25 protein-coding genes are annotated in these 24,908 nt (G+C 61.4%); 14 read left to right on the top strand and 11 right to left on the bottom strand.

What is annotated here, in order from left to right:
• The first annotated feature begins 4 nt into the window (after positions 1 to 4).
• The 12 genes from nuoI to NCT04_RS09075 all read left to right on the top strand — a co-directional run bounded on the left by nuoI (position 5) and on the right by NCT04_RS09075 (position 11,318).
• Entirely contained in the window at positions 5 to 493 is a 489-nt protein-coding gene (gene nuoI, locus NCT04_RS09130; RefSeq protein WP_244825478.1) for an NADH-quinone oxidoreductase subunit NuoI, read from the top strand.
• 233 nt (positions 494 to 726) lie between these two features.
• Positions 727 to 1,404: an NADH-quinone oxidoreductase subunit J gene (locus tag NCT04_RS09125; RefSeq protein ID WP_250465133.1), complete on the top strand. Its 678-nt coding sequence runs from the start codon at positions 727 to 729 to the stop codon at positions 1,402 to 1,404.
• A gap of 20 nt (positions 1,405 to 1,424) precedes the next feature.
• Positions 1,425 to 1,730: an NADH-quinone oxidoreductase subunit NuoK gene (nuoK, locus tag NCT04_RS09120; RefSeq protein WP_031360677.1), complete on the top strand. Its 306-nt coding sequence runs from the start codon at positions 1,425 to 1,427 to the stop codon at positions 1,728 to 1,730.
• Between the two features lie 17 nt (positions 1,731 to 1,747).
• A complete protein-coding gene (nuoL, locus tag NCT04_RS09115; RefSeq protein WP_244825474.1) occupies positions 1,748 to 3,835 on the top strand; it encodes an NADH-quinone oxidoreductase subunit L in 2,088 nt (695 codons plus the stop codon).
• Positions 3,836 to 3,848: 13 nt separating this feature from the next.
• Positions 3,849 to 5,339, top strand: a complete 1,491-nt coding sequence (locus tag NCT04_RS09110; RefSeq protein ID WP_250465132.1) for an NADH-quinone oxidoreductase subunit M — start codon at positions 3,849 to 3,851, stop codon at positions 5,337 to 5,339.
• A 25-nt stretch (positions 5,340 to 5,364) separates the two neighbouring features.
• A complete protein-coding gene (gene nuoN / locus NCT04_RS09105) occupies positions 5,365 to 6,837 on the top strand; it encodes an NADH-quinone oxidoreductase subunit NuoN (protein ID WP_250465131.1) in 1,473 nt (490 codons plus the stop codon).
• On the top strand, positions 6,837 to 7,154 hold the full coding sequence (locus NCT04_RS09100) for a DUF2818 family protein (RefSeq protein ID WP_250465130.1): 318 nt from the start codon (positions 6,837 to 6,839) through the stop codon (positions 7,152 to 7,154). Before nuoN ends, NCT04_RS09100 begins: the two co-directional genes overlap by 1 nt.
• A gap of 48 nt (positions 7,155 to 7,202) precedes the next feature.
• Positions 7,203 to 7,811: an NUDIX domain-containing protein gene (locus tag NCT04_RS09095; RefSeq protein ID WP_244825469.1), complete on the top strand. Its 609-nt coding sequence runs from the start codon at positions 7,203 to 7,205 to the stop codon at positions 7,809 to 7,811.
• Between the two features lie 238 nt (positions 7,812 to 8,049).
• A complete protein-coding gene (locus NCT04_RS09090) occupies positions 8,050 to 8,490 on the top strand; it encodes a DUF1178 family protein (protein ID WP_244825468.1) in 441 nt (146 codons plus the stop codon).
• Positions 8,491 to 8,534: 44 nt separating this feature from the next.
• Positions 8,535 to 9,731 (top strand): acyl-CoA dehydrogenase family protein, encoded by a 1,197-nt coding sequence (locus NCT04_RS09085; protein ID WP_250465129.1) that lies wholly within the window; start codon positions 8,535 to 8,537, stop codon positions 9,729 to 9,731.
• 9 nt (positions 9,732 to 9,740) lie between these two features.
• A complete protein-coding gene (locus NCT04_RS09080) occupies positions 9,741 to 10,856 on the top strand; it encodes an acyl-CoA dehydrogenase family protein (protein WP_250465128.1) in 1,116 nt (371 codons plus the stop codon).
• Positions 10,857 to 11,318, top strand: coding sequence for a MaoC family dehydratase (locus NCT04_RS09075; RefSeq protein WP_250465126.1), 462 nt, complete (start codon positions 10,857 to 10,859; stop codon positions 11,316 to 11,318). It abuts the gene before it with no gap.
• 27 nt (positions 11,319 to 11,345) lie between these two features.
• On the opposite strand, the gene NCT04_RS09070 is transcribed toward NCT04_RS09075, so the two are convergent.
• From NCT04_RS09070 to NCT04_RS09040, 7 genes are read right to left on the bottom strand one after another with little or no spacing between them, the layout of a single operon-like run.
• A complete protein-coding gene (locus NCT04_RS09070; protein ID WP_250465124.1) occupies positions 11,346 to 12,572 on the bottom strand; it encodes an acyl-CoA dehydrogenase family protein in 1,227 nt (408 codons plus the stop codon).
• Positions 12,573 to 12,595: 23 nt separating this feature from the next.
• Positions 12,596 to 13,678 (bottom strand): phosphotransferase, encoded by a 1,083-nt coding sequence (locus NCT04_RS09065; RefSeq protein ID WP_250465122.1) that lies wholly within the window; start codon positions 13,676 to 13,678, stop codon positions 12,596 to 12,598.
• Between the two features lie 42 nt (positions 13,679 to 13,720).
• A complete protein-coding gene (locus tag NCT04_RS09060; protein ID WP_250465120.1) occupies positions 13,721 to 14,446 on the bottom strand; it encodes a histidine phosphatase family protein in 726 nt (241 codons plus the stop codon).
• A 1-nt stretch (position 14,447) separates the two neighbouring features.
• Positions 14,448 to 15,236, bottom strand: coding sequence for an oxepin-CoA hydrolase, alternative type (locus NCT04_RS09055; RefSeq protein WP_244825456.1), 789 nt, complete (start codon positions 15,234 to 15,236; stop codon positions 14,448 to 14,450).
• A complete protein-coding gene (locus tag NCT04_RS09050) occupies positions 15,233 to 16,765 on the bottom strand; it encodes a 3-hydroxyacyl-CoA dehydrogenase (RefSeq protein WP_250465118.1) in 1,533 nt (510 codons plus the stop codon). Before NCT04_RS09050 ends, NCT04_RS09055 begins: the two co-directional genes overlap by 4 nt.
• A 44-nt stretch (positions 16,766 to 16,809) precedes the next feature.
• Complete coding sequence (locus NCT04_RS09045) at positions 16,810 to 17,991, bottom strand: pyridoxal phosphate-dependent aminotransferase (protein WP_250465116.1); 1,182 nt, start codon at positions 17,989 to 17,991, stop codon at positions 16,810 to 16,812.
• Positions 17,992 to 18,026: 35 nt separating this feature from the next.
• Entirely contained in the window at positions 18,027 to 18,557 is a 531-nt protein-coding gene (locus NCT04_RS09040) for a putative toxin-antitoxin system toxin component, PIN family (protein ID WP_250465114.1), read from the bottom strand.
• A 56-nt stretch (positions 18,558 to 18,613) separates the two neighbouring features.
• Here NCT04_RS09040 and yaaA point away from each other — a divergent pair, with 56 nt between their 5' ends.
• Both yaaA and NCT04_RS09030 read left to right on the top strand, forming a co-directional pair.
• Complete coding sequence (yaaA, locus tag NCT04_RS09035) at positions 18,614 to 19,393, top strand: peroxide stress protein YaaA (protein WP_250465113.1); 780 nt, start codon at positions 18,614 to 18,616, stop codon at positions 19,391 to 19,393.
• 24 nt (positions 19,394 to 19,417) lie between these two features.
• Entirely contained in the window at positions 19,418 to 20,578 is a 1,161-nt protein-coding gene (locus tag NCT04_RS09030; RefSeq protein ID WP_250465111.1) for a M14 family metallopeptidase, read from the top strand.
• A 90-nt stretch (positions 20,579 to 20,668) separates the two neighbouring features.
• Here the strand turns inward: NCT04_RS09030 and NCT04_RS09025 are convergent, their stop codons facing one another.
• The 4 genes from NCT04_RS09025 to NCT04_RS09010 form a co-directional block, all read right to left on the bottom strand.
• Positions 20,669 to 21,247, bottom strand: coding sequence for a BspC domain-containing protein (locus NCT04_RS09025; protein WP_250465109.1), 579 nt, complete (start codon positions 21,245 to 21,247; stop codon positions 20,669 to 20,671).
• 116 nt (positions 21,248 to 21,363) lie between these two features.
• Positions 21,364 to 22,038 (bottom strand): energy-coupling factor ABC transporter permease, encoded by a 675-nt coding sequence (locus NCT04_RS09020; RefSeq protein WP_250465107.1) that lies wholly within the window; start codon positions 22,036 to 22,038, stop codon positions 21,364 to 21,366.
• Between the two features lie 68 nt (positions 22,039 to 22,106).
• Positions 22,107 to 22,919, bottom strand: coding sequence for a LuxR family transcriptional regulator (locus NCT04_RS09015; RefSeq protein ID WP_250465105.1), 813 nt, complete (start codon positions 22,917 to 22,919; stop codon positions 22,107 to 22,109).
• Positions 22,920 to 23,113: 194 nt separating this feature from the next.
• Positions 23,114 to 24,328: a DUF2863 family protein gene (locus NCT04_RS09010; protein ID WP_244825444.1), complete on the bottom strand. Its 1,215-nt coding sequence runs from the start codon at positions 24,326 to 24,328 to the stop codon at positions 23,114 to 23,116.
• Positions 24,329 to 24,908 lie beyond the last annotated feature (580 nt).

Genomic DNA, 24,908 nt, shown 5'->3' with positions numbered 1-24,908 from the left:
TATCATGAACGCAATACAGAGCTTTTTTAAGACCTTCTTCCTGACCGAGCTGCTCAAGGGTCTGGCGCTGACGGGACGCTACACGTTCCAGCGCAAGATCACGGTGCAGTTCCCGGAAGAGAAGACGCCTATTTCTCCGCGTTTTCGTGGCCTGCATGCACTGCGCCGCTATGAAAACGGTGAAGAGCGCTGCATTGCCTGCAAGCTGTGCGAGGCAGTGTGCCCGGCGCTCGCCATTACGATCGAATCGGAAACGCGTGCTGACAATACGCGCCGCACGACGCGCTACGACATCGACCTGACCAAGTGCATCTTCTGCGGCTTCTGCGAAGAAAGCTGCCCGGTCGACTCGATCGTCGAGACGCACATCCTCGAATATCACGGCGAGAAGCGCGGCGACCTGTACTTCACGAAGGACATGCTGCTTGCGGTGGGCGACCGTTACGAGACGGAAATCGCCGCATCGAAGGCGGCAGACGCGCCTTATCGTTGATGCGAAGCCGAGCCTGGAGCGCCGCGCGAGAGAAACAGAAACCACGTTCGCGCGCTCCGGTCCTCGACATGTCGTTGCGTTTTTGTTGTTGCTGTCTGGCACAATGCGGCGCGCTTAGTGACCGTGCTTCGTGGCTGATCTTCCCCGGCCGCGCTTTGTCCGTCGCACGGAGAGAGCGAGCCGAAGCGCCGATACACCATGCCTCTTGATGGCCTAACGATGAACCGGTAATCATGGAATTCACAACCGTACTGTTCTATATCTTCGCGCTGCTCCTGACCGTGTCGGCGCTGAAGGTGATCACTTCGCGCAACCCGGTGTCATCCGCGCTCTTCCTCGTGCTCGCGTTCTTCAACGCGGCCGCGATCTGGATGCTGCTGCAGGCCGAATTCCTCGCGATCCTGCTGGTTCTCGTCTACGTGGGCGCCGTGATGGTGCTGTTCCTCTTCGTCGTGATGATGCTCGACATCAACATCGACGTACTGCGACGCGACTTCAGACGCTTCGTGCCGCTCGCGAGCATCGTGGGCGCGATCATCGTGGTGGAAACGGCGCTGATCCTGTGGCACGGTTTCGGCGCGACGACCACGCCGGTGGTCGGCGCGGCTGTCAGCGGCGCGGCGGTGATGCCGAACACGCAGCTCATCGGCAAGATCATCTACACGGACTACATCTTTGCGTTCGAAATCGCCGGTCTCGTGCTGCTGGTCGCCATCATCGCGGCGATCTCGCTCACCATTCGCGACAAGAAGGACAAGAAGACGCAGACCGTCAGCCAGCAGGTCAAGGTGCGCGCCCAGGACCGCGTGCGTATCGTCAAGATGAAGTCCGAGACAGAGGCGCCCGACTCCGCGACGGAACCGCCCGTGACTGGCAACATCGGTGCGGGAACGGTCGACAACAAGGGCTGAGCGCGAAGGAGAATATCGAAATGTTGAGTCTTGCCCATTACCTCGTGCTCGGTGCGATCCTCTTTGCGATCAGCATCGTCGGCATCTTCCTGAACCGCCGCAACGTCATCATCATTTTGATGGCCATCGAGCTGATGCTGCTCGCGGTGAACACCAATTTCGTCGCGTTCTCGCATTATCTGGGCGACATACACGGCCAGATCTTCGTGTTCTTCGTGCTGACCGTGGCTGCTGCTGAAGCGGCAATCGGTCTCGCGATTCTCGTGACCCTGTTCCGCAGCCTCGACACGATCAACGTCGAGGACCTCGATCAGCTCAAAGGTTAATTTCAGGCTAGGCTGTTATGTCCATGACACTCAATGAAAACGTCCTGCTTGCGGTTCCGCTGGCGCCGCTTGCCGGTTCGCTGATCGCGGGGCTGCTGGGAAAGACGATAGGGCGCAAGGGCGCGCACAGCGTGACGATTCTCGGCGTCGCGATCTCCTTCGTGCTGTCCGCGATGGTCTTCTTCGACGTGCTGAACGGCGCGAGCTACAACGCCACCGTCTACGAATGGATGACGGTCGGTTCGCTCAAGATGGAAGTCGGCTTCCTGGTCGACTCGCTCACCGCGATGATGATGGTCATCGTGACCTTCGTCTCGCTGATGGTGCACATCTACACCATCGGCTACATGGCGGATGAAGAAGTCGGTTACGAGCGGTTCTTCTCATACATCTCGCTCTTCACGTTTTCCATGCTGATGCTCGTCATGGCGAACAACTTCCTGCAGCTGTTCTTCGGCTGGGAAGCCGTGGGTCTCGTGTCGTACTTGCTGATCGGCTTCTACTTCACGCGTGAAACCGCGATCTACGCCAACATGAAGGCGTTTATCGTGAACCGCGTGGGCGACTTCGGTTTTCTGCTGGGCATCGGCCTGTTGCTGGCGTTCGGCGGCTCGTTGAACTACGGCGACGTGTTCGCGCAAAGCGACAAGCTCGCGACCATGACCTTCCCCGGCACGCAATGGGGCTTGCTGACGGTATCGTGCATTTGCCTCTTCATCGGCGCGATGGGTAAGTCCGCGCAGTTTCCGCTGCACGTGTGGCTGCCCGACTCGATGGAAGGCCCGACGCCGATCTCCGCGCTGATCCACGCGGCAACCATGGTAACGGCCGGTATCTTCATGGTGACGCGCATGTCGCCGCTCTTCGAGCATTCGGATGCGGCGCTGTCGTTCGTCACGGTCATCGGTGCGATCACCGCGTTGTTCATGGGCTTTCTCGGCGTCGTGCAGAACGACATCAAGCGCGTGGTGGCTTACTCCACGCTATCGCAGCTCGGTTACATGACGGTCGCGCTCGGCGTGTCGGCTTATCCGGTCGCCGTGTTCCACCTTGCCACGCATGCGTTCTTCAAGGCGTTGCTGTTCCTCGGCGCGGGTTCGGTCATCATCGGCATGCACCACGACCAGGACATGCGCAACATGGGCGGTCTGCGCAAGTACATGCCGATCACCTGGATCACGTCGCTGATCGGTTCGCTCGCGCTGATCGGCACGCCGTTCTTCTCCGGCTTCTACTCGAAAGATTCGATCATCGAAGCGGCCAAGGCCTCGCACCTGGCGGGCTCCGGCTTTGCGTACTTCGCGGTGGTCGCAAGCGTGTTCGTCACGTCGCTGTACTCGTTCCGCATGTACTTCATGGTGTTCCACGGTCCGGAGCGTTTCCGCGGTCCGAAGCATCCCGATTCGCCGATGGGTCAAGCTGAAGCACATGGCCACGGTCACGATTCGCACGGCCATGGTCACGACGACCACGGGCACGGCCATGATGACCACGGCCACGCGCACGTGCCGCACGAAACCCCGTGGGTGGTGTGGCTGCCGCTCGTGCTGCTGGCTATTCCGTCGATCATCATCGGCGCGATCGGTATCGGTCCGATGGTCTACGGCGACTTCTTCTCGCACGGCGTGATCTTCGACAAGGTGATCTACATCGCCGAAAACCACGAAGGCCTGAAGGAAATGGCCACGGAGTTCCACGGCTGGATGGCCATGGCGCTGCACGGCATCATCACGCCGGGACCGGTGTGGATCGCGGCTTTCGGCGTGATCGTCGCGTGGTTCCTGTATATCAAGCGTCCGGATCTGCCCGCTGTCATCAAGAAGGCGTCCGGCCCGATCTATACGCTCCTCGACAACAAGTACTACTTCGACAAGATCAACGAAGTGGTCTTCGCCAAGGGCGCGGTCGCCATTGGCCGGGGGCTGTGGAAAGAGGGCGATGTGGTCGTCATCGACGGCATCGTCAACGGCAGTGCGCGGTTCGTCGGCTGGTTCGCCGGTGTGATCCGCTTCCTTCAATCCGGTTACATCTATCACTACGCGTTCGCCATGATTATCGGCATGTTGGGGCTCTTGACCCTGTTTGTAACGCTCGGCGGCAAATAAGGCGAGGGACCCTATGCACTCTTTTCCGATTCTCAGTGTCGCGATTTGGCTGCCGATCGTATTCGGCGTCCTGGTCCTGGCTATAGGTAACGACCACAACCCGGCGCCCGCGCGCTGGGTCGCATTGATCGGCTCGGTGCTCGGGCTGATCGTGACGATCCCTCTCATCACCGGCTTCGATACTTCGACGGCCGCGTTGCAGTTCGTCGAGCAGGCGAACTGGATCGAACGCTTCAACATCACGTATCACCTGGGCGTGGACGGCATCTCGATGTGGTTTGTCGTGCTGACCGCGCTCATCACGGTGATCGTGGTGATCGCCGCATGGGAAGTGATCACCGAGCGCGTCTCGCAGTACCTGGCCGCGTTCCTGATTCTCTCGGGCATCATGATCGGCGTGTTCTCGACCGCCGACGGCCTGTTGTTCTACGTGTTCTTCGAGGCCACGCTCATCCCGATGTACATCATCATCGGCGTGTGGGGCGGTCCGAACCGTGTGTATGCGGCGTTCAAGTTCTTCCTGTACACGCTGGCCGGCTCGCTTCTGATGCTGATCGCGCTGCTGTACCTGTACACGCAGACGCACACGTTCGACCTCGCCACGTGGCAAGCCGCGAAGATCGGCATGACGCCGCAGGTGCTGCTGTTCATAGCGTTCTTCCTCGCGTTCGCCGTCAAGGTGCCGATGTGGCCCGTCCACACCTGGCTGCCGGACGCTCACGTGGAAGCACCGACGGGCGGCTCGGTCGTGCTTGCCGCGATCATGCTAAAGCTCGGCGCGTACGGTTTCCTGCGCTTTTCGCTGCCCATCGCGCCGGACGCAAGCCACTTTCTCGCGCCCGTGGTCATCACGCTGTCGCTGATCGCGGTGATCTACATCGGTCTCGTCGCGCTCGTTCAGGCGGACATGAAGAAGCTGGTGGCGTATTCGTCGATTGCGCACATGGGCTTCGTCACGCTTGGCTTCTTCATCTTCAGCCAGCTTGGCGTGGAAGGCGCGATCATCCAGATGATCTCGCACGGCTTCGTCTCGGGCGCGATGTTCCTTTCCATCGGCGTGCTGTACGACCGCGTCCACTCGCGCCAGATCGCGGATTACGGCGGTGTCGTCAATACCATGCCGAAGTTCGCGGCGTTCTCCATGTTGTTCGCCATGGCCAACTGCGGCCTGCCGGGCACCTCGGGTTTCGTCGGCGAGTTCATGGTGATTCTGGCCGCCGTGAAGTTCAACTTCTGGATCGGTTTCCTGGCCACGTTCACGCTGATTCTCGGCGCGGCCTATACGCTGTGGATGTACAAGCGCGTGTACTTCGGCGCCGTGGCGAACGACCATGTCGCGAAGCTGAAGGACATCAACAAGCGCGAAATGTTCATGCTGGTGGTGCTCGCAGCGTTCACGCTGTACATGGGCCTGCATCCGAAGCCCTTCACCGACGTCATGCACGAATCGGTGGCAAACCTGCTCTCCCACGTCGCGCAGTCCAAGCTGCCGCTGGATCAGTAACGCCGTGCGGAGGAATTAAAAGATCATGCAAAACGCCCCTATGAGTGTGCTGTTGCCCGACGCGGTCCTGATGGCCGCAGTCGTCATCGCCTGGTTGAACGACACGATCTTCGGCGTGCCAAGCCGTCGTGTCACGTATCTGATCGCGCTCGTGTCGACCCTCGTGGTCGGCGTGTGGTTCGCGGTCACGGCACTCGACCCGACGCCGCATTACTTCTTCACGCGCATGTATGTCGTCGATCCGTTCGCGAGCGCCATGAAAGCGGTGGTGTGTCTGGGCTACGCGGTGTCGGTCATCTATTCGCGGCGCTATCTGGAAGACCGCGGTCTGTTTCGCGGCGACTTCTTCCTGCTTGGCCTCTTTTCGCTGCTCGGCCAGTGCGTGATGATTTCGGGCAACAACTTCCTCACGCTGTACCTCGGCCTCGAACTGATGTCGCTGTCGCTGTATGCGGTCATCGCGCTGCGCAAGGATTCGCCGCAGGCGAACGAATCGGCGATGAAGTATTACGTCCTCGGCGCGCTCGCTTCCGGCTTCCTGCTCTACGGCATTTCCATGCTTTATGGCGCGACCGGCTCGCTGGAACTGGGTGAAGTCTTCAAGGCGGTGGCTTCGGGCCGCATCAACGACGCGGTGCTGTTGTTCGGCATCATCTTCGTCGTGGCGGGCGTGGCGTTCAAGATGGGCGCGGTGCCGTTTCATATGTGGGTGCCGGACGTCTATCAAGGCGCACCGACCGCAATGACCTTGCTCACCGGCGGCGGCCCGAAGGTCGCGGCCTTTGCGTGGGGCTTGCGCTTCTTGGTGATGGGTCTGCTGCCTTTCGCGGTCGACTGGCAAGAGATGCTCGTGATTCTCGCCGCGCTGTCGCTGATCGTCGGCAACGTCACCGGTATCGTGCAGAAGAACATCAAGCGGATGCTCGCGTACTCGGCCATCTCCAACATGGGCTTCGTGCTTCTCGGCCTGCTGGCTGGCGTGGTGGACGGCAAGGTAACGGGCGCGGCGGGCGCCTACAGTTCGGCAATGTTCTACAGCATCATCTACCTCGTCACGACGCTTGGCACCTTCGGCGTGGTCATGCTGCTTGCGCGCCGCGACTTCGAAGCCGAGATGATCGACGACTTCAAGGGTTTGAATCAGCGCAGCCCGGTGTTCGCGTTCGTCATGATGATCATGATGTTCTCGCTTGCGGGCATTCCGCCGACCGTCGGTTTCTATGCGAAGCTCGCCGTGCTCGAAGCGACGATGAACGCCGGTCTGACGTGGCTCGCCGTGCTGGCCGTCCTGACATCGCTGGTCGGTGCGTTCTACTACCTGCGTATCGTGAAGCTGATGTATTTCGACGCGCCGCAAGATGCGTCGCCGATCGTTGCCGGCAGCCTCAATCGCTCCTTGCTGGCGTTCAACGGTCTGGCCGTGCTCGTGCTCGGTCTCGTGCCCGGCCCGCTGATGACGGCTTGCCTGCAAGCGATCACGCATACGCTGCCGCTGTAATGTCGGCAGCGGGATGGTTTATCGTGCTGTTGGCGCTCGTCGGCGCCAACTTGCCGTTCCTGAATCAGCGCCTTTTTGCCGTCATGCCGCTCAAGCTTCATGCGGATGGGAGTAAGACGGCGAAGAAGGGCGTCTGGATTCGGATCGGCGAGTTGCTCGTTCTTTACTTCGCGGTTGGCGCGCTCGGCTTCATGCTCGAAGCGCGCGCCGGCAACCGCTTCGATCAGGAATGGCAGTTTTATGCCATTACCTTCAGTCTCTTCGTGGTGTTCGCGTTTCCGGGCTTCACGTATCAGTATCTTGTCAAACGCCGCTGACGGCTGGTTGCTGTCGGCGGCTTTTGGCCATTTGGCATAGGGCTCAAGATGGCAGATCATAACGCTTCTTCCACCGCGAACTTCGGTAACGACGACGGCCTAATCGAGAAGAAGGTCGAAAGCGTCACGCTTCACGAAGGCAAATTTCTGACGCTCAAGCGCGATACCGTGGAATTGCCCGACGGCAAGCACGCCACGCGCGAATTCGTCGAGCATCCGGGCGCGGTGATGATCCTGCCGGAATTCGACGATGGTCGCGTCTTGCTGGAACGGCAGTATCGGTATCCGGTGGGAAAGGTGCTGCTCGAATTTCCCGCCGGCAAGCTCGATCCCAACGAAGACGAGCTGACATGCGCAAAGCGTGAACTGCTGGAAGAGACGGGCTATACCGCGAGCGAATGGATTTTTCTGACGCGTATCCACCCGGTGATCTCCTATTCGACCGAGTTCATCGATCTCTATCTCGCGCGCGGTCTCACCGCTGGCAATGCCCGGCTCGATGAAGGCGAGTTTCTCGAGACGTTTATCGCGGAACCTGCGCAACTCATGCAGTGGGTGAAGGACGGCACGATCAGCGATGTTAAGACGATCATCGGCGCGTTCTGGCTGGAAAAGGTGCGCTCGGGAGAGTGGGAGTTGGGAGAATCGAAGGCGTAGTCGTCATCCGTTGAACCGCTGAAGACGTATCGCTTGCCCCAAGATCATTCGATCTTGGGGCTTGTTCATTTTCGGCGCAGCGCCAGACTGCCACATTTCGCGTTATGGGTGAGCCAAGCGCCCGTACCCTCGAACCGCTAGAATCGATCACCGGTCGAGCAATCAAAAGATCAGTCTTTACGAACGACCGTTCACAATCGATAGTTTTGAGATAAACTTCCCGGAAGTCCCCATCAGCATGAAGGTCCTCGATTTAAAGTGCTCGCATGAACATCGGTTTGAAGGCTGGTTCGCTTCTGCCGAAGAGTTCGAATCGCAACTGTCGCGCAAGCTTGTTGCATGTCCGGTCTGTTCGGAGACCGATGTGAGCCGCATGCCATCGGCGCCGCGTCTGAATCTTTCGACGGCGCGCAACGACCGCGCGGTACCGGCGGAAGCATCGCCGGATGCGGCGGGCGTTCAGGCGCGCGCGCTTCAGTTCATGCGCGAGTTGATCGAGAAGACCGAGAACGTGGGCGATCGTTTTGCCGAGGAAGCACGGCGCATTCATTACGATGAAGCGCCCGCGCGCAATATCCGCGGCGTGACGACGCCCGAAGAAACGCATGCCTTGCTGGAAGAAGGGATCGACGTATTGCCGTTGCCCGTTCCGGCCGCACTGAAAGAGCCGCTGCAGTAAATCAGCGGTGTCTCGTGTGGTCGGCTACACAGGAGACACAGCGCATGAATCTCGATCATTCCCCTGCGGACGAAGCCTTTCGCGCCGACATCCGTAACTGGCTCGAAGCCAGTCTGCCGCGCGCATTGCGCGACAAGGTTCTCAATCACAAGCGTCTGACTCGCGAAGACTTCGTGAACTGGCACAAGCTGCTCGGCGAGCGCGGCTGGTCGGCGGTCGCGTGGCCGAAGCAGTATGGCGGTCCCGGCTGGAACGCCACGCAGCGTCATATCTGGGACGAAGAATCCGCGCGCGCGGGCGCACCGATGGTCCTGCCATTCGGCGTATCGATGGTCGCGCCCGTGCTCATGAAATATGGCAGCGACGCGCAAAAGGCTCGCTATCTGCCGCGCATTCTCGATGGCTCCGACTGGTGGTGTCAGGGCTATTCCGAGCCCGGCTCCGGTTCGGATCTCGCTTCGTTGCGCACGCGCGCCGAGCGACAGGGCGATCACTACATCGTCAGTGGTCAGAAAACGTGGACCACGCTCGCGCAACATGCCGACATGATGTTCTGCCTCGTGCGTACCGATCCCGAGGCCAAGAAGCAAGAGGGCATTTCGTTCCTTCTGATCGATATGAAAACGCCGGGCATCACCGTGCGGCCGATCATCACGCTCGACGAAGATCACGAAGTCAACGAAGTCTTTTTCGACGACGTGAAGGTGCCGGCCGCCAATCTCGTCGGCGAGGAGAATCGCGGCTGGACGTATGCGAAGTATTTGCTGGGGCACGAGCGAACGGGCATTGCGCGCGTGGGGCAATCGAAGCGTGAACTGCGCTTTCTCAAGCGGCTTGCACTCGAACGCACGAGCCGCGGCCAGCCGCTTTTGCACGATCCCTTGTTCGCCGCGAAAGTCGCCGCGCTCGAGATAGAACTGATGGCCCTCGAAGCGACGGTGCAGCGCGTGATCGCAAGCGAGTCGGATGCAAAAGGTCCGGGGCCCGAAGCATCGATGCTGAAGATCAAAGGCACGGAAGTGCAGCAGGCGCTGACCGAACTCATGTTCGAAGCGGCCGGACCGCAAGCGGCCGGCTTCGATCCCGCGTACCTCGAAGGCGAGCGCGACGCGAGCCAGACCGGCGACGACGATGCCGCGCCGCTTGCCGCGTACTACTTCAACTTTCGCAAGACGTCGATCTATGGCGGCTCGAACGAGATTCAAAAGAACATCATCGCGCAGATGATTCTGGGCCTTTGAGGAGCGCGCATGGACTTCGATTTAACCGATGAACAGCAGCAGTTTCGCGATGCACTGCGCCGCTATCTCGACCGCGAATATTCGTTCGACGCGCGGCAGAAGATCGTCATGTCGCAAGCGGGTGTCGATGCACGGCACTGGAACGCGTTCGCCGAACTCGGCTTGCTGGCGCTGCCCGTTCCCGAAGCGCAAGGCGGTTTCGATGGTGGGCCCGTCGATATGCTCGTCGTGATGCAAGAGCTCGGGCGCGCGCTCGTCGTCGAGCCTTATTGGGCGACGGCGGTCGGCATCGAAGCGTTGCGGCTCGCGGCATCGGCGGAACAGGGCGAATTGCTCGAGCGCGCCGGACGTGGCGAACTCAGGATGGCGGTGGCGTTCAACGAGCCGCACGCGCGCTACGATCTCTTCGATCTTCGCACTACGGCGAGCAAGCAAGGTGAACGCCATACGCTCGACGGCAGGAAATCGGTCGTGCAGCACGGCGCGCAGGCCGATTACTGGATCGTGCCCGCGCGTCTCGGCGATGAAGTCGCGCTCTTTCTGGTGCCGCGCGATGCCGCCAACGTCGATGTCACCGACTACCGCACGATCGACGGTCAGCGCGCCGCGACGCTCGTCTTCAGGAACACGCAAGCCACGCGTTTGAACGGTGGTGCGGCCACGTTCGCGAAGATCGCCGATTACGCCACGCTTTTGCTTTGCGCCGAAGCCCTCGGCGCGCTCGATGCGCTCGATCGCGCGACCGTCGACTACACGAAGGAGCGCAAGCAGTTCGGTGCGCCCATCGCGCGGTTTCAAGTGCTGCAGCATCGCATGGTGGACATGCTGATTCGCACCGAGCAGGCACGCTCCATCACGTATCTTGCCGCTGCGCGTTACGCCAGCGACGACGCGGCCACGCGCACGCAGGCCATTTCCGCTGCGAAGGCGCGTGTCGGTCAGGCGGCGCGCTTTGTCGGGCAACAGGCGGTGCAGTTGCACGGCGGCATGGGCGTGACCAACGAGATGCCCGCCGCGCACTGGTTCAAACGGCTGTCGATCATCGAGACGACGCTCGGCGACGTGGACTACCACCTCGCGCGTTTTGCGTCGCAGCCCGCGTTTCATGACCTGGAAGGAGCTTGAATGACCTACGCCTATGAAGATTTCGAAGTCGGTGATGCGGTGACGCTCTCCGCCCACACGTTCACGCGCGATGAGATCATCGAGTTCGCGAAGCGTTACGATCCGCAGCCGTTCCATCTGTCGGAGGAAGCGGGCAAGGCGTCGCATTTCGGCGGTCTCGTTGCGAGCGGCTGGAACACCTGTTCCGCGATGATGGGCATTCTCGTGCGCGACATGCTCGCCGATTCGACCTCGATGGGTTCGCCCGGTCTCGACAATATCCGCTGGATCAAGCCGGTGCGCGTCGACGATTCGGTGCGGCTTACGGTGCGCGTGCTGGACAAGCGCGTGTCGAAGAGCAAGCCGGATCGCGGTATCGTCGCCACGCGCTGGGAAGCGCATAACCAGGATGGCGAACTGGTGCTGACGGTGGATTCGGCGGCGCTGTTCGGGTTGCGCAACGCGGGTTCGCAAGCGAGCTAAAGGGCGCGGCTAGGCCGTCTTCCTCGCTCAATCGCGCGCTTCCGAATACCGCTCGAACTCGAGCTTCGCGATGGCATTGCGATGCACTTCGTCCGGCCCATCCGCGAGCCGCAGCGTGCGCGCCGAAGCATACGCATAAGCGAGCGGAAAGTCGTCGCAGATGCCGGCCGCGCCGTGCGCCTGTATCGCCCAGTCGATGACCTGACACGCGATGTTCGGCGCCACGACCTTGATCATCGCGATCTCGCCGCGCGCGCCCTTATTGCCGACGGTGTCCATCATGTAGGCAGCTTTGAGCGTGAGCAGACGCGCCTGTTCGATCATGATGCGCGCCTCGGCGATGCGCTCTTGCGTCACGCCTTGTCGCGCAATCGGCTTGCCGAACGCCACGCGCGACAGCGTGCGCTTCGTCATCAGTTCGAGCGCGCGTTCGGCGAGACCGATGAGCCGCATGCAATGATGAATGCGCCCCGGCCCGAGCCGCCCTTGCGCGATCTCGAAGCCGCGTCCGGCGCCGAGCAATAAGTTGGCGGCCGGCACGCGCACTTGCTCGAGCGTAATCTCCATGTGGCCGTGCGGCGCGTCGTCGTAGCCGAAAACATTGAGCGGCCGACGCACCGTGATGCCCGCTGCATCGGCAGGCACGAGGATCATCGATTGTTGCGCGTGGCGTGGCGCATCAGGATCGGTCTTGCCCATCACGATATACACCTTGCAGCGCGGATCGCCCGCACCGGATGACCACCACTTGTGGCCATCGACGACGTAATCGTCGCCATCGCGCGTGATGCTGCAACGGATGTTCGTCGCATCCGACGACGCCACTTCCGGCTCGGTCATCAGAAACGCCGAACGAATCTCGCCGCGCAGAAGCGGTTCGAGCCACTGCGCCTTTTGCGCGTCGGTGCCATAGCGTTCGATGGTCTCCATGTTGCCGGTATCGGGCGCATTGCAGTTGAAGACTTCGGGCGCCCACGGTACGCGACCCATGATTTCGCAGAGCGGCGCGTATTCGAGATTCGTGAGACCCGCGCCACGCGCCGATGCCGGCAGAAACAGATTCCACAGTCCTTCGCGACGTGCGTGGTCCTTGAGGTTTTCGATCAGCCGCGTCGGCACCCATGCGTTGCCCGCCGCGCGATTGGCCGCGATCTCCTCGGCGAAGGCGTGTTCGTTCGGATAGATATGCGCGTCGAAGAAGGCGAGCAGCTTCTCGCGCAGCGCGTGCACCTTCTCCGTGTAGTCGAAATTCATCGCTCGTCTCCTCTTTTCCGTCTTCAGTGGCCGACTTTCTGGGCGTAGTGCCAGGCAAGTTCGGCCATCGGCCGCGCGCGCCGGCCCGCATCGGCGGCTTGCGCGCTCGCGGCGGTGCCATCGACCACACGCTTCATGATGCCTTGCAGAATCGCGGCGATGCGGAACATGTTGTAGGCAAGGTAAAAGTTCCAGTCGCCTTCGATCGCAAAGCCCGTGCGTTCGCAATAGCGTGCGACGTAGGCGGCTTCGTCGGGAATGCCGAGCGCGGTCCAGTCGAGTCCCGCGATACCGCGAAACTGCGATGGATCGACATGCCAAGCCATGCAGTGATACGCGAAGTCGGCGAGCGGATCGCCGAGCGTGGAGAGTTCCCAATCGAGCACGGCAAGCACGCGCGGCTCGTTCGGATGAAAGATCAGGTTGTCGAGCCGGAAGTCGCCATGCACGATGCTCACGCGTGCCTTAACTTGCGGAATATGCCGCGGCAACCATTCGATCAGGCGGTCCATTGCGTCGATGGATTCGGTTTGCGACGCGACGTACTGCTTGCTCCAGCGTCCGATTTGCCGCTCGAAGTAGTTGCCAGGCTTGCCGTAGGTGGCGAGTCCGGCCGCTGCTACATCGACGGTATGAAGCGCGGCGATCACGCGATTGGTTTCGCCATAAATCGCGGCGCGTTCGTCGGCCGACATGCCGGGCAGCGACGGGTCCCACAAGACGCGGCCTTCCACAAAATCCATGACATAGAACGCGCGGCCGATCACGCTCTCGTCCTCGCACAGCGCGAGCATGCGCGCGACGGGGACATCCGTGGCGGCGAGTGCATGCATCACGCGATATTCACGCTCGATTGCATGCGCCGATGGCAAGAGCTTCGCGGCCGGCCCGGGCTTCGAGCGCATGACATAAGCGCGCGTGGGCGTGACGAGTTTGAAGGTCGGGTTCGACTGGCCGCCCGCGAACTGCTCCAGCTTGAGCGGGCCGCTGAATCCTTCGACGTGCGCGGCAAGCCACGCGGCGAGCGCGTCGCTATCGAAGCGCTGGCTCTCGTGCACCGGACGCGTTCCTTCGAACGCTGCGAAATCGGTTTCGTTGTCTGGCATCGTCTCCTCCCATATTTTTGTGGTGCGCCAGGACGTCGCGCTTCAGTCCATCTCGTCGGCCTTGAAGCGCAGAAACTGCGCGTACAGCAGTTCCATCGTCGTGTGACGCACGTCGGCATGAAGCGGCGAGGGCGGCGAATGATTGATTGCATGCACGACCCAATCGCCGGGTTTGTCGCCGACATCGAGCGCGTTGATGCAGCCCGTCGCCTGCGACAGATGTCCGAAGAACGCGCGCCCGCCGGCCGTGATCGCATGCGACAGCAACGCGCGATTCACGCCGCCGTGCAGCACGAGCAGCACCGTGTCCCATGAGGCATCGCGGCGCAGCTTCGTCATGGCGGGCAGCGCGCGATCGAGCAGCTCGCCAATGCTTTCGCCGCCCAGAAAGCGCGTCTCTTCGGGCACCACGCCATCGAACACGGAAAGAAAAGCGCGCTCGATATCTTGCGTCGTGAGACTCGCGAGCCGCCCGCCGCGTATCTCCTGCCACTCCGGCCAAACTTCCGGCTCGATTGGCTGATGCGTTTCGGCGAGCGCGCGCTGCGCCGTTTCGCGCGTGCGCGGCAAGCCGCTCACGATCACGCGGTCGAAGCGAATGTTCTGCGCGGCAAACACGCGTCCAGCCGCGCTTGCTTCCTCGCGGCCGCGTTCGTTGAGCGGCACGCTTTCCGGGTCGATTGCGCGGCCGCTGTCGTCGAAATACGTGACGTCGCCATGGCGCATCAGATAGATGCGGCGGCGTTTGGGCAACTGGTATTGAGCCATCTCAGCGGTAAGTCGGCTGACGCTTTTCGAGGAACGCGGTAATGCCTTCGAGCGCGTCACCGTGATGCAGGGCGTCGACGAAACTGTCGCGTTCCATGTCGAGATGCGCGGCGAGCGGCTGCACGTCCGCCGCGTTGATGAGCGACTTGATGCGTGCGAGTGCTTTCGGCGACACGCTGCCGAGATCGTCGGCCCAGGCGATGGCGGCATCGAGCGCGATGCCTTTCTTCGTCAGCCGGTTGACCACGCCCACTTCATACAGACGCGCCGCGCCGATCGGCTTCGCTTCGAGCAGGACTTCGCTGGCGAGCGTGCGCGGCAAGGCGCGCGCGAGGAACCACGAAGCGCCGCCATCGGGCGTGAGGCCGACGCGCGCATACGACATGACGAAGCGCGCGTCGTCGGCGGAGACGATCAGATCGCACGCGAGCGCAAGCGAAAATCCCGCGCCGGCCGCGGCACCCTCCACGGCCGCGATGATCGGCTTGGTCGATGCCCGCAACGCGCTGATCCATTCGCCCAGCAAGTCGATGCTCTCGGCCTGCACCGATTCATCCTTCGCGCGATTTTCGAGCAGCCTGTTCAGGTTGCCGCCCGAGCAGAAGAAGTTGTCCGCGCCCGTCAGCACGATGGTGCGCACCGACGTGTCGCGCTCGGCCGTGCTGAGCGCCTCGATGCCGGCCGCATACATATCCGGATGCAGGGCGTTGCGCGCGCCCGGATTCGACAGCTTGAGCACGAGCGTGGTGTCGCTCCCGGCAGGGCGGTAGGTCAGCAGTTCGGCGCTCATCTGAGCTCCTCGATATGGGTAAGAGAAAGTCCGAGCCTCGCGCGGCGTGCGAGCCAGGGCGAAGGCCGGTAGCGTGGGTCGCCGAGCACGCCGTGGATGTTCTGCAAGATCGTGAGGATGGTCGCGGCGCCGAGCGCGTCGCCGAGTGCGAGCGGTCCGCGCGGATAGCCGAGGCCGAGCATGACGGCGAGGTCGATGTCGGACGGCGTCGCAATGCCTTGCTGCGCGATATCGCAGCCAATGTTCACGATGGTTGCCACCACGCGTTGCGCGACGAAGCCGGTCGAGTCGCGGATGACGCTGACGGGCACGCCATCGGCGGCGAAGAGCGTGTGCGCCGCGTCGCGCATGGCGGGCGTGGTCGCGGGCGTCGTCATGATGGTGCGGCGCGCGGCGGTATCGAAGGGAAAGAGTGTGTCGATGGCGACGACGCGCGTGGCGTCGAGCTTTTCGGCGACGGCGGCGGTGGTCGCATCGAAGCCGAGCGGCGTGACCACGATCAAGGAATCCGAAGCGGGCGTTGCGTCGGTATCGAGTTCGACCGATGCGGGAAGCAACGCGCGCACCGCTTCATAAGCGCTTTGCGACGCCCGACTCACCCACACGCGCTTGGGCAAGCGGGTAGGCGCTTCGGCTTCGAGCGGCGCGATGTGTTTGCCATCGGCATATCGATAGAAACCTTCGCCCGTCTTGCGCCCGATCAGCCCGCCCGCGAGCCGCGTGCCCGTGATCGGCGAAGGCCTGAAGCGCGGCTCTTCATAGAACTGGTGATAGATCGACTCCATCACCGGATGCGAGACATCCAGCGCGGTGAGATCGAGCAATTCGAATGGCCCGAGGCGAAAGCCCGCCTGCTCGCGCATGATGCGGTCGATGTCCGCGAAACTCGCCACGCCTTCGCTCGCCACGCGCAGGCCTTCGGTGTTCATGCCGCGTCCCGCGTGATTCACGATGAAGCCCGGCATGTCCTTCGCGCGCACCGGCGTGTGACCCATGCGGCGCGCGAGTTCCATGAGTGAATCGCCCGCGCGCGGATCGCCACGCAGTCCGTCGATGACTTCGACCACGCGCATCAACGGCACTGGATTGAAGAAGTGGAAGCCCGCGACGCGTTCCGGTTTCGAGCAGCCCGCCGCGATTGCGGTGATCGACAGTGACGAAGTGTTCGACGCGAGAATGCAGCGCGCGCTCACCACGGCTTCGAGTTCACGGAACAGTTCGCGCTTGATGTCGAGATTTTCGACGATCGCTTCCACGATGACGTCGCAATCCGCGAGTTCGCTCGCGTCCTGTGCGTCGTGCACGTTGGCGAGCGCGGCGTGCGCATCGGCTTCTCTGATCTTGCCCTTGGCGGCGAGCTTCGATAGCGTTTCGGACAGATACTCGCGCGCGGCGGCAAGCGCGACGGGACTGGCATCGAAGAGACGCACGGTGAGTCCGGCGAGCGCCGCGATCTGCGCGATACCGCGACCCATCGCGCCGCTGCCGACGATTCCAAGCGTTCCGATTGCGTATTCCTGCGAACTCATGATGCGGATGTCTCCTCTACGTGATTGAATTCGCCGCGCCCCGCTCAGAGTTTCGAGAGCCTTTGCAAGGCGAGCGCCAGCGTTTCTTCCTTCTTGGCGAAGCAGAACCGCACGACGCCGGACTCGTGACTCTCGTGATAAAACGCCGACACCGGAATGGCCGCGACGCCGATCTCGCTCGTGAGCCATTGCGAGAAGTCGGCTTCGGGCATGTCGCTGATCGCCGAATAATCGACGCACTGAAAATAGGTGCCGTCGCAAGGCAGGAGCTTGAAGCGGGAATCGGCGAGACCCGCGCGGAAAAAGTCGCGCTTCTTCTGATAGAACGCGGGCAGTTCGAGATACGGCTTCGGGTCTTCGAGATAATGCGCGAGGCCGACCTGCATGGGTGTGTTCACCGTGAACACGTTGAACTGGTGCACCTTGCGGAATTCGGCGGTCAACGCGGCGGGCGCGGCGACGTAGCCCACTTTCCAGCCTGTCACATGGAAGGTCTTGCCGAAGCTCGACACGACGAAGCTGCGCTTGGCCAGTTCCGGATAGCGCGAGACGCTTTCGTGCGGCGCGCCGTCGTAGACCATGTGTTCGTAGACTTCGTCGGAGAGGATCAGCACGTTGGTATCGCGCACGATCTCTTCGAGCTTCTTCATGTCCGCCGCGCGCCAGACGCGCCCGGTCGGATTGTGCGGCGTGTTGATCATCAGAAGGCGCGTCTTCGGCGTGATCGCGGCGGCGATCTTGTCGAAGGGCAGCGCGTAGTCGGGCGCTTCGAGCGCGACGAACACGGGCTTGCCGCCCGCGAGCTCGATGGACGGCACGTAGCTGTCGTACGTCGGCTCGATGACGATGACTTCATCGCCCGGATGCACGCAGCACAGCACCGCCGTGAGCAGGGCCTGCGTCGCGCCGGCGGTCACGGTGATCTCGCGGTCGGCGTCGTAGGCACGGCCGTAGAGCGGGTCGATCTTGCGCGCGATGGCCTGACGCAAGGGCGCGGCGCCCGCCATCGGCGGATATTGGTTGTGGCCGTCGCGCATGGCGTTGGCGACGGCATCCACGACGCGCGGGTCGCAGTTGAAATCGGGGAAACCCTGACCGAGATTCACCGCGCCCTTCTGTGCGGCGAGCGCGCTCATCACCGTGAAGATGGTCGTGCCGACATTGGGCAGACGCGACGGAAAGGACAGCTCGGGCGGGGTCTGTGGCAGTTCGTGCGTGGCGTTCATGGCGTGGACGTGTGCTGACGGGTAGGGTTGCTATTCTAAACAGCGCTTGCAATGTGCGCGGACGTGGCCTGCGGTGCCTCGAATCGTGCCTCGAATGCGGTGACGAAAGGTTTGGGTTCGCCGATACGAAACGCAAAATCCCGCGCGATGCGCTTCGCGAGCTTCAGCACCGCGCGATCCTTCGAGACGAGCCAGTCCGCGCGAGAAGCCTGCGCGAGTTCGAGGAACTTCTGGTCGTCGCGGTCGCGGCACTTGGGCAGCGGCCGTTCGCCTTCCTGCGTGCGCGGCGCGATCAAGGTCGAAAGCCGCGCGACGATGGCAAGCGCCGCTTCCTTGTCGACGTTCAAGCGCACGAACTGCGGATAGTCGAGCACGCGCGTGAGTTCGGTGAGACACCGCGGATCGATCAGCGCTTCGAGCGTGCCTGCTTCGAGCGCGGCGCGAATCGGGCGCGTGGCGGGATCGTCGAATACGAGGATGTCGATCCACACGTTGGAATCGAGCACCACGCGTAAGGCGGAGGCGGGCGTGGGCGCTTGCACGGGCAGCGCGGCGGAATTTTCCATTCGATACAATTGGGGGTTTATGCCTATGATCGCCGCTCGTTTGACGGCGAGCCTCCATGATAATCGTTCTATCGCCTGCCAAATCGCTCGACTACGAGACGCCGCCGCATATCCGCAAGCACACGCTGCCCGAGTTCGTCGATGACGCCGCCGAGCTCATCAAGGGTCTGCGTCATCTTTCGCCGCAACAGATCGGCGGAATGATGGGCATCTCGGACCAGCTCGCGACGCTCAACTTCCAGCGTTATGCCGAATGGTCGAAGCGTTTCGACGAGACCAATTCGAAGCAGGCCGTGCTCGCCTTCAATGGCGATGTCTACGAAGGCTTCGCCGCGAAGACGCTGTCTTCGGCCGATCTCGACTACGCGCAGAATCATGTGCGTGTTTTGTCCGGGCTTTATGGGCTCTTGCGACCACTCGACCTATTGCAGCCGTATCGCCTTGAGATGGGCACCAAGTTTCCGAACGCACGCGGCAAGGATCTTTACGCGTTCTGGGGCGAGCGCATCACGGCCGCGCTCAACGAGCAATTCAGGAAACAGCGCGGCGCGCGCGTGCTCGTGAATTGTGCGTCGGGGGAATACTTCAAGTCGGTGAAGCCGCGGCTTCTCGACGTGCCGGTGGTCGCGCCCGTGTTCGAGGACTGGAAGGGCGGACGCTACAAGATCATCAGTTTTCATGCGAAACGCGCGCGCGGTTTGATGGCGCGCTATGCGGTGAAGAACCGCATCGACGAGCCGGAAGGGCTCAAGGACTTCGACAGTGACGGGTATGCGTTCGACGCGAAGGCATCGAACGATACGACTTATATTTTTCGCCGCCGCGTCGCGGATTAAAGTGTCTGCATCAAGGAATTCATCATGAGCATTTCAATTTCAAGTCATTTCGATGCGGGCGCAATCGAAGTCGTCGACGCGACCAACCCGTCCGATATTCGTTTGCGCGTGCGTCCGGATTCTCACGCCGATTTCGCGCAGTGGTTTTATTTCCGCGTCTCGGGTGCGCGTGGCGAGCGTCTCGTGATGAGCTTCGAGAATGCGGCGCAATGCGCGTTTCCGGAAGGCTGGCGCGACTATCAGGCGGTGGCGAGCTACGATCGCGTGAACTGGTTTCGCGTGGAGACGGAATACGTGGGCGGCGTGTTGAAGATCGACCATACGCCCGATTTCGATCGCATCCATTACGCGTATTTCGAGCCGTATAGCGACGAGCGTCACGCGGAATTCCTTGGCGCCGTGCAGCAGATGCCGCACGCCACGTTGACCGAACTTGGCAGCACGGTGCAAGGCCGACCAATGTCCTTGCTTTCGCTCGGTCTCGCCGATGGCATGAGTGCCAAGCCCAAGAAGAACGTGTGGATCATCGCGCGCCAGCATCCGGGCGAAACGATGGCGGAATGGTTCGTCGAGGGCCTCGTCAAGCGGCTCGCGGGCTGGGGCTACTGGGCGGGTGACCCGACCGCGCGCGCGGTACTGGATCGCGCGGTGTTTCATATCGTCCCGAACATGAATCCGGATGGCAGCGTGCTCGGCAATCTGCGCACCAACGCGGCCGGCGCGAACCTGAACCGCGAATGGATGGAGCCGGATGCCGCGCGCAGTCCCGAGGTGCTCGTGGTGCGTGATGCCATCCGCGATATCGGCTGCGACATGTTCTTCGACATCCATGGCGACGAAGCCATTCCTTACGTGTTCGTCGCGGGCTCGGAGATGCTGCCGGGCTTCACCGGCAAGCAGGCGGAAGAGCAGAAGGCGTTCATCGAATTCTTCAAGCAGGCAAGCCCGGACTTTCAGGACGTGCACGGCTACGAGTCGAGCAAGTATCAGACGGATGCGCTCAAGCTCGCGTCGAAGTACATCGGCAACGAGTACAAGTGTCTCTCGCTGACGCTGGAGATGCCGTTCAAGGACAACGCGAATTTGCCGGATGAGCGTGTGGGCTGGAGTGGCGAGCGGAGTTCGGCGCTTGGTGCGGCGATGTTGCAGGCGATTCTTTGGCAGTTGCAGACGTATCCGGCCTGATCTATCCCAGAGCGTTTCCGATGACGCAAAAAGGCGCGACACCTTCAGGTGCCGCGCCTTTTTTGTTTGCCGTGCTTCCTGGCTGGCTAGCTAGTGCTTCTTGGCCGACTTCTTCGTCGACTTGCCCGAGCTCTTGCTTTTGCCCGCAGACGCACCTTTTGTTTTCGCGCCATGCTTGCCCTTCGTGCCGCGTGCGGACGACGGTTCGGCGCGGGGGCGTAGTGGCGGAACCGGATCGTTCCAGCCGAAGGCGAGCATTTGACTGCCTACGTAGCCACAACGAAACTTGAGCGGCGTGACATCGCTCTCACCGCTCTTCGAGACGCCTTCGCCCTCGACTGTCACGACGTTGTCCACCTTGATACGCTGCTTCTTCTCGTCGAACGAATCGTTCCACGGTTCGATGGTCGAGCGCGATGGGTCGAAGACAGCAGGCGGAAACTCTACGTGATCGAACGCCGCCGAAGTGCTGGCGATGAAGTTGCCGTGTGCCGCGCAATCCGCGACGAGCGGATTGGCGTGGAAGTCGGTGACGAAGTGGTGAATCAATTCGTTGCGCTCGTCGAGCGAGTCGGCTAAGGCGGATACTGCCGCGCATGCAATCGATGCGCATACCGCCAACCGGCCGACGAGCCGCAAAAGCCGGCGCGGTGCGTGGTTACTTTCCATCAAGTCTGGTGCTAAGAAGACACGGGCAAGTAAGATGCCGCGTGCGGGGAAGGAGTTCCATCTTATCGCACTTTGATTGCGTTTTTGCTCGCGTGCAATTCGGCTTGCGGAATGCCTCAGACGCGAGGTCCGCGATCAAGGCGATAGCGGCGCACGTCGTAAGTGGTGATCCAGGCTGGCTTATACACCGAGATCAAAATGGTGAGCAGGCCGGTAAAGAGCGCTTCGCCAACAACCAGTAATAGCGAGCCGCGCATGAATGCAGCGGGCACGGTGACCGGTCCGCCGATGAGCGCCATCTCGAAGAGCACCGTCGCGCCGCATGCCGCGGCAACCGCTGCCGCGGAACTCACGAAGCCGTGCCCGATGATGAACGTAAACAGATTGCGCGGCAGCCACGCATTGGATAGCCGTTGCAGGAACGTTGATACCGCAACAGGCAGCGCGCCGAACAACATATAGGTGACCGCGACCGAGAGCCAGGATGCGTCGAGCACGACGGCCGCGAGACCGGTGGTGGCAGCCGTGCCGATGAGCGCCAGCCGCCAGTCGAACAAGGTGACCATCAAGGTCGCGCCCAGCAAGTGGATGACGGGTCCGTCGTCGAACCATGCATTGCACGCCCACAACACCGTCACCGCGACGATGATGCCAAGCCACACGTGCTGTAGCGTGGCGTCCTGCAATCTGCTGAAAGGACGCTGCAACAGTACGAGCGCGAGCAATCCCGCGGCGACTATCCAGCCGCCGACGGTAAGCCAAAGCGGGAGCGGTGTGTAAAAGAACCCCATGCCTTGCATATTACTCGTTGCGCGTGATTCGTGCGTGCAAACGACGAACCCAAACGCGTCCTTTGTTGCTAGAACGTCGCCTCGGGCTGGGCGGCCATTGGCAGCGACGACGCGTCGCTTTCCGTGAGTGACGGATACAGCGCGCGTCTTCGGCGCAATGGCACCACGTTCGCTTGTCCCGGCACTGCGCGCTCCGGCGCTTCGCATTCGCTGCTGCGAAGAATCTCGAGATGCGCGGTTTGCACGCCGTTATAGATGGCAACGGCAGCAGCGCGGTTCGTGGCGCCTAGTTGCTGAAAGATGCTCGCAAGGTGGATCTTGACAGTGCCTTCGCTGATACCCAGCGTCTTCGCGATCATCTTGTTGGTGCTGCCCATGTGTACGCAACGCATGATCTGCTGCTGCCGTGGCGACAGCGCGGGCAGATGACGCAGCCGCCGCCGAATGGCCGCGCTGAGCGGCGTACGAATGATTAGCGACTCCTGACTCAGCGCCGGATCGATCACATCGGGCGGCACGCAATGACCGCCGATGAGCACCATGTCGAGCGCCCTGACGATGAGAACGGGATCGAGCGTGCGTGGAATGACGCCCATCGCGCCGATGCCCATCAGCATATAAACCTGAGCGACCGTGGGTCGGTCGACCACTACGGCGGTGGGAATGCCTCGTGCCTCTTCGAGCAGCGTCTGCAGATCGCCCGCTCGCAGATGAGGCTCCCAGTCGACGACAATCAGGCTGGATCTGGCTTGTCTCAAGGCCACCCCGGCCTGTCGCCAGTCGATTACTTCGTTGAACTGCGCGTGACGCGCGATACGGCGCAGCAATGTTTTAAGGCCTGCACGACGTTCGCCGTCAGCACCCATGATCGTAATTTTCATGCTTATACCTCGAATCAATACGCCGACGCCTGCGCGTCGGGACTTGCTGCCGACAAGCGCGTCGGCACGGGTCCATATTGACAAACTTCGGCCGATTTTTCCCCCTAGCCAAACGGCATAGGCAGAATTGCACAAAAAACCCCGCAAAAGCGGGGTTTTTTAATTGCCTTAGGCACTTAGTCTTATGACGCCAGTCAATGAAAGTGAGGTTGCGCAGGCTCGGCGTCTTCAGGCATCTCGGCATGTACGATTTCACCGAGCGGATCTGCGTAAAGCGGCACGCCGCAGTCGTCGCAAAATTCGGGTTCGAAGCGGCCTGCGTGGCGGCGCACATCGGACACTCCAGCTTTCTTCAATAGCTCGACGATTTCTTCAACCGGACCGTTTGCGCCTTCCAGTTCGACGATGTCCTCTTCCATGTCCAGCTCGCCGTTCTCGCGGCCGTATAACGGCCATACGACACCGTAGATCACATCGTTACTGCCGCGGCGCGTGAAGCCGACTCGATACTCGTCGATTCGGCGCTCGCCAAAGCCCGCGATGACTGCGCGCAATTCCTGCGGCGCGGTGCCGAGCGTATCGAACAGATAACGCACCGCCGTGCGCACCGTGTGAGGGCGGACTTGCTCGTCTGCATCGCGGCAGGCTGAGTAATAGGCGTCTGGAAGCAGGCATTCGATCTCACAACCCGGCAGGATGGCAGCGAAGTTTGGCCCACCTTGCGCCATCCATTGCTCCAGGCACTGACCGCGTTCGGTACGACCGCCCGTTTCGTCTTCTTGCCAGCGGAAGAAAGCCGCGCCTGCAGGAACAATCGCGATGGCCAACAGGAAGCGCGGGTCGGCGAGAATTGGCGAGGTCTCCGGCAGATCAGCTAGATTCAGCCGGACTGCCGCCGCGCCCAAGGCGGTCTGCGTCAATTGCTGGGCTAGCCGAGCCGTATCCACGTGATGACGCGGCAATTGATCGATGCTGTACAGATACGGCGCGAATGCGACGCGCGCACCCGCCGCAAGCACGTGCGCCTGCAGCTGCGTACGCATGGCGTCGATCGTCTCGGACTTGAGCGCACCCGACGGGATGGAATAGCGCGTCCAGGCGAGCACTGGCGCGGCAATCAGGAGCGCTTCGTGCGCGACGCCGTCGATGTCGATGGCGAAAGACTCGCTATGCGTCTCGGCCATATCGGCAAGCGCACCGTAGGCATCGGGATGATTCTGTTGGAGATGATCCAAGGCAGCGTCGAGCGTTGTTTGATTGCCGTTACGCACGAGTTTGGCGATAAGGGCATCGAGACGCGCTTCCCAGAAGCGGTCTTCGACGCGGCTGCCCGACGCGAACAGCGCGAGCGAGAGACTGACGAGCTTGTCAGCGTCCGGAGGAATACGTTTTGCAATTCGCGAGCGCATAGGGATACGAGTTAGTTGGGGCAGAAAACCTTTAATTGTAGTCGCTTAGGTGGCGCCGTTACTGCTCATCTGAATGGTAGCTAGAGTGACGTTCGAAACGTCGAACACGGGCTTTGAAGTGGATCGTTTGGGCGGTGGATCTTCGTTCGTCAATTTTTTCGATTCGGCTACTTGCGGATTGCACGCCGCGCAACTAAAATTCCGTTCCTTCGCGATTCGATGAACGCGAAGGAAGCGGGAGGTGGTTTCAGTAGGCGAGGCGGACAAAGGTGGTATTCGCTCCGAAGCGCGGTGGGCAAGAAAAGAAAGCTTCAAATTCTTGTTGACAGTAACTGAAACGACGTACATAATCTCGTTTCTCTGCTGCAGATGCAGCGACGCAAGACGAAGCGGTGCTGAGCAAAATGCTTGGTGCTTGGCGGGAAGTCTTGGCGAATGTGCTCTTTAAAAACTAACAGCCGATAAGTGTGGGCACTTGATGGCGCGAGCGGTTCTGACCTTTCGGGGTTGGGACGTTTAGCGAAAGTTATCAAGTCTCACACAGTATTAGAGGAAGGTTTATCTGTCGAAAGACGGATTG

The sequence above is a fragment of the Caballeronia sp. GAFFF2 genome, from assembly GCF_023631485.1.
Lineage (GTDB): Bacteria > Pseudomonadota > Gammaproteobacteria > Burkholderiales > Burkholderiaceae > Caballeronia.
Note: the sequence above shows the minus strand (reverse complement) of the source record. Positions and strands in the feature narration are given on the sequence as shown.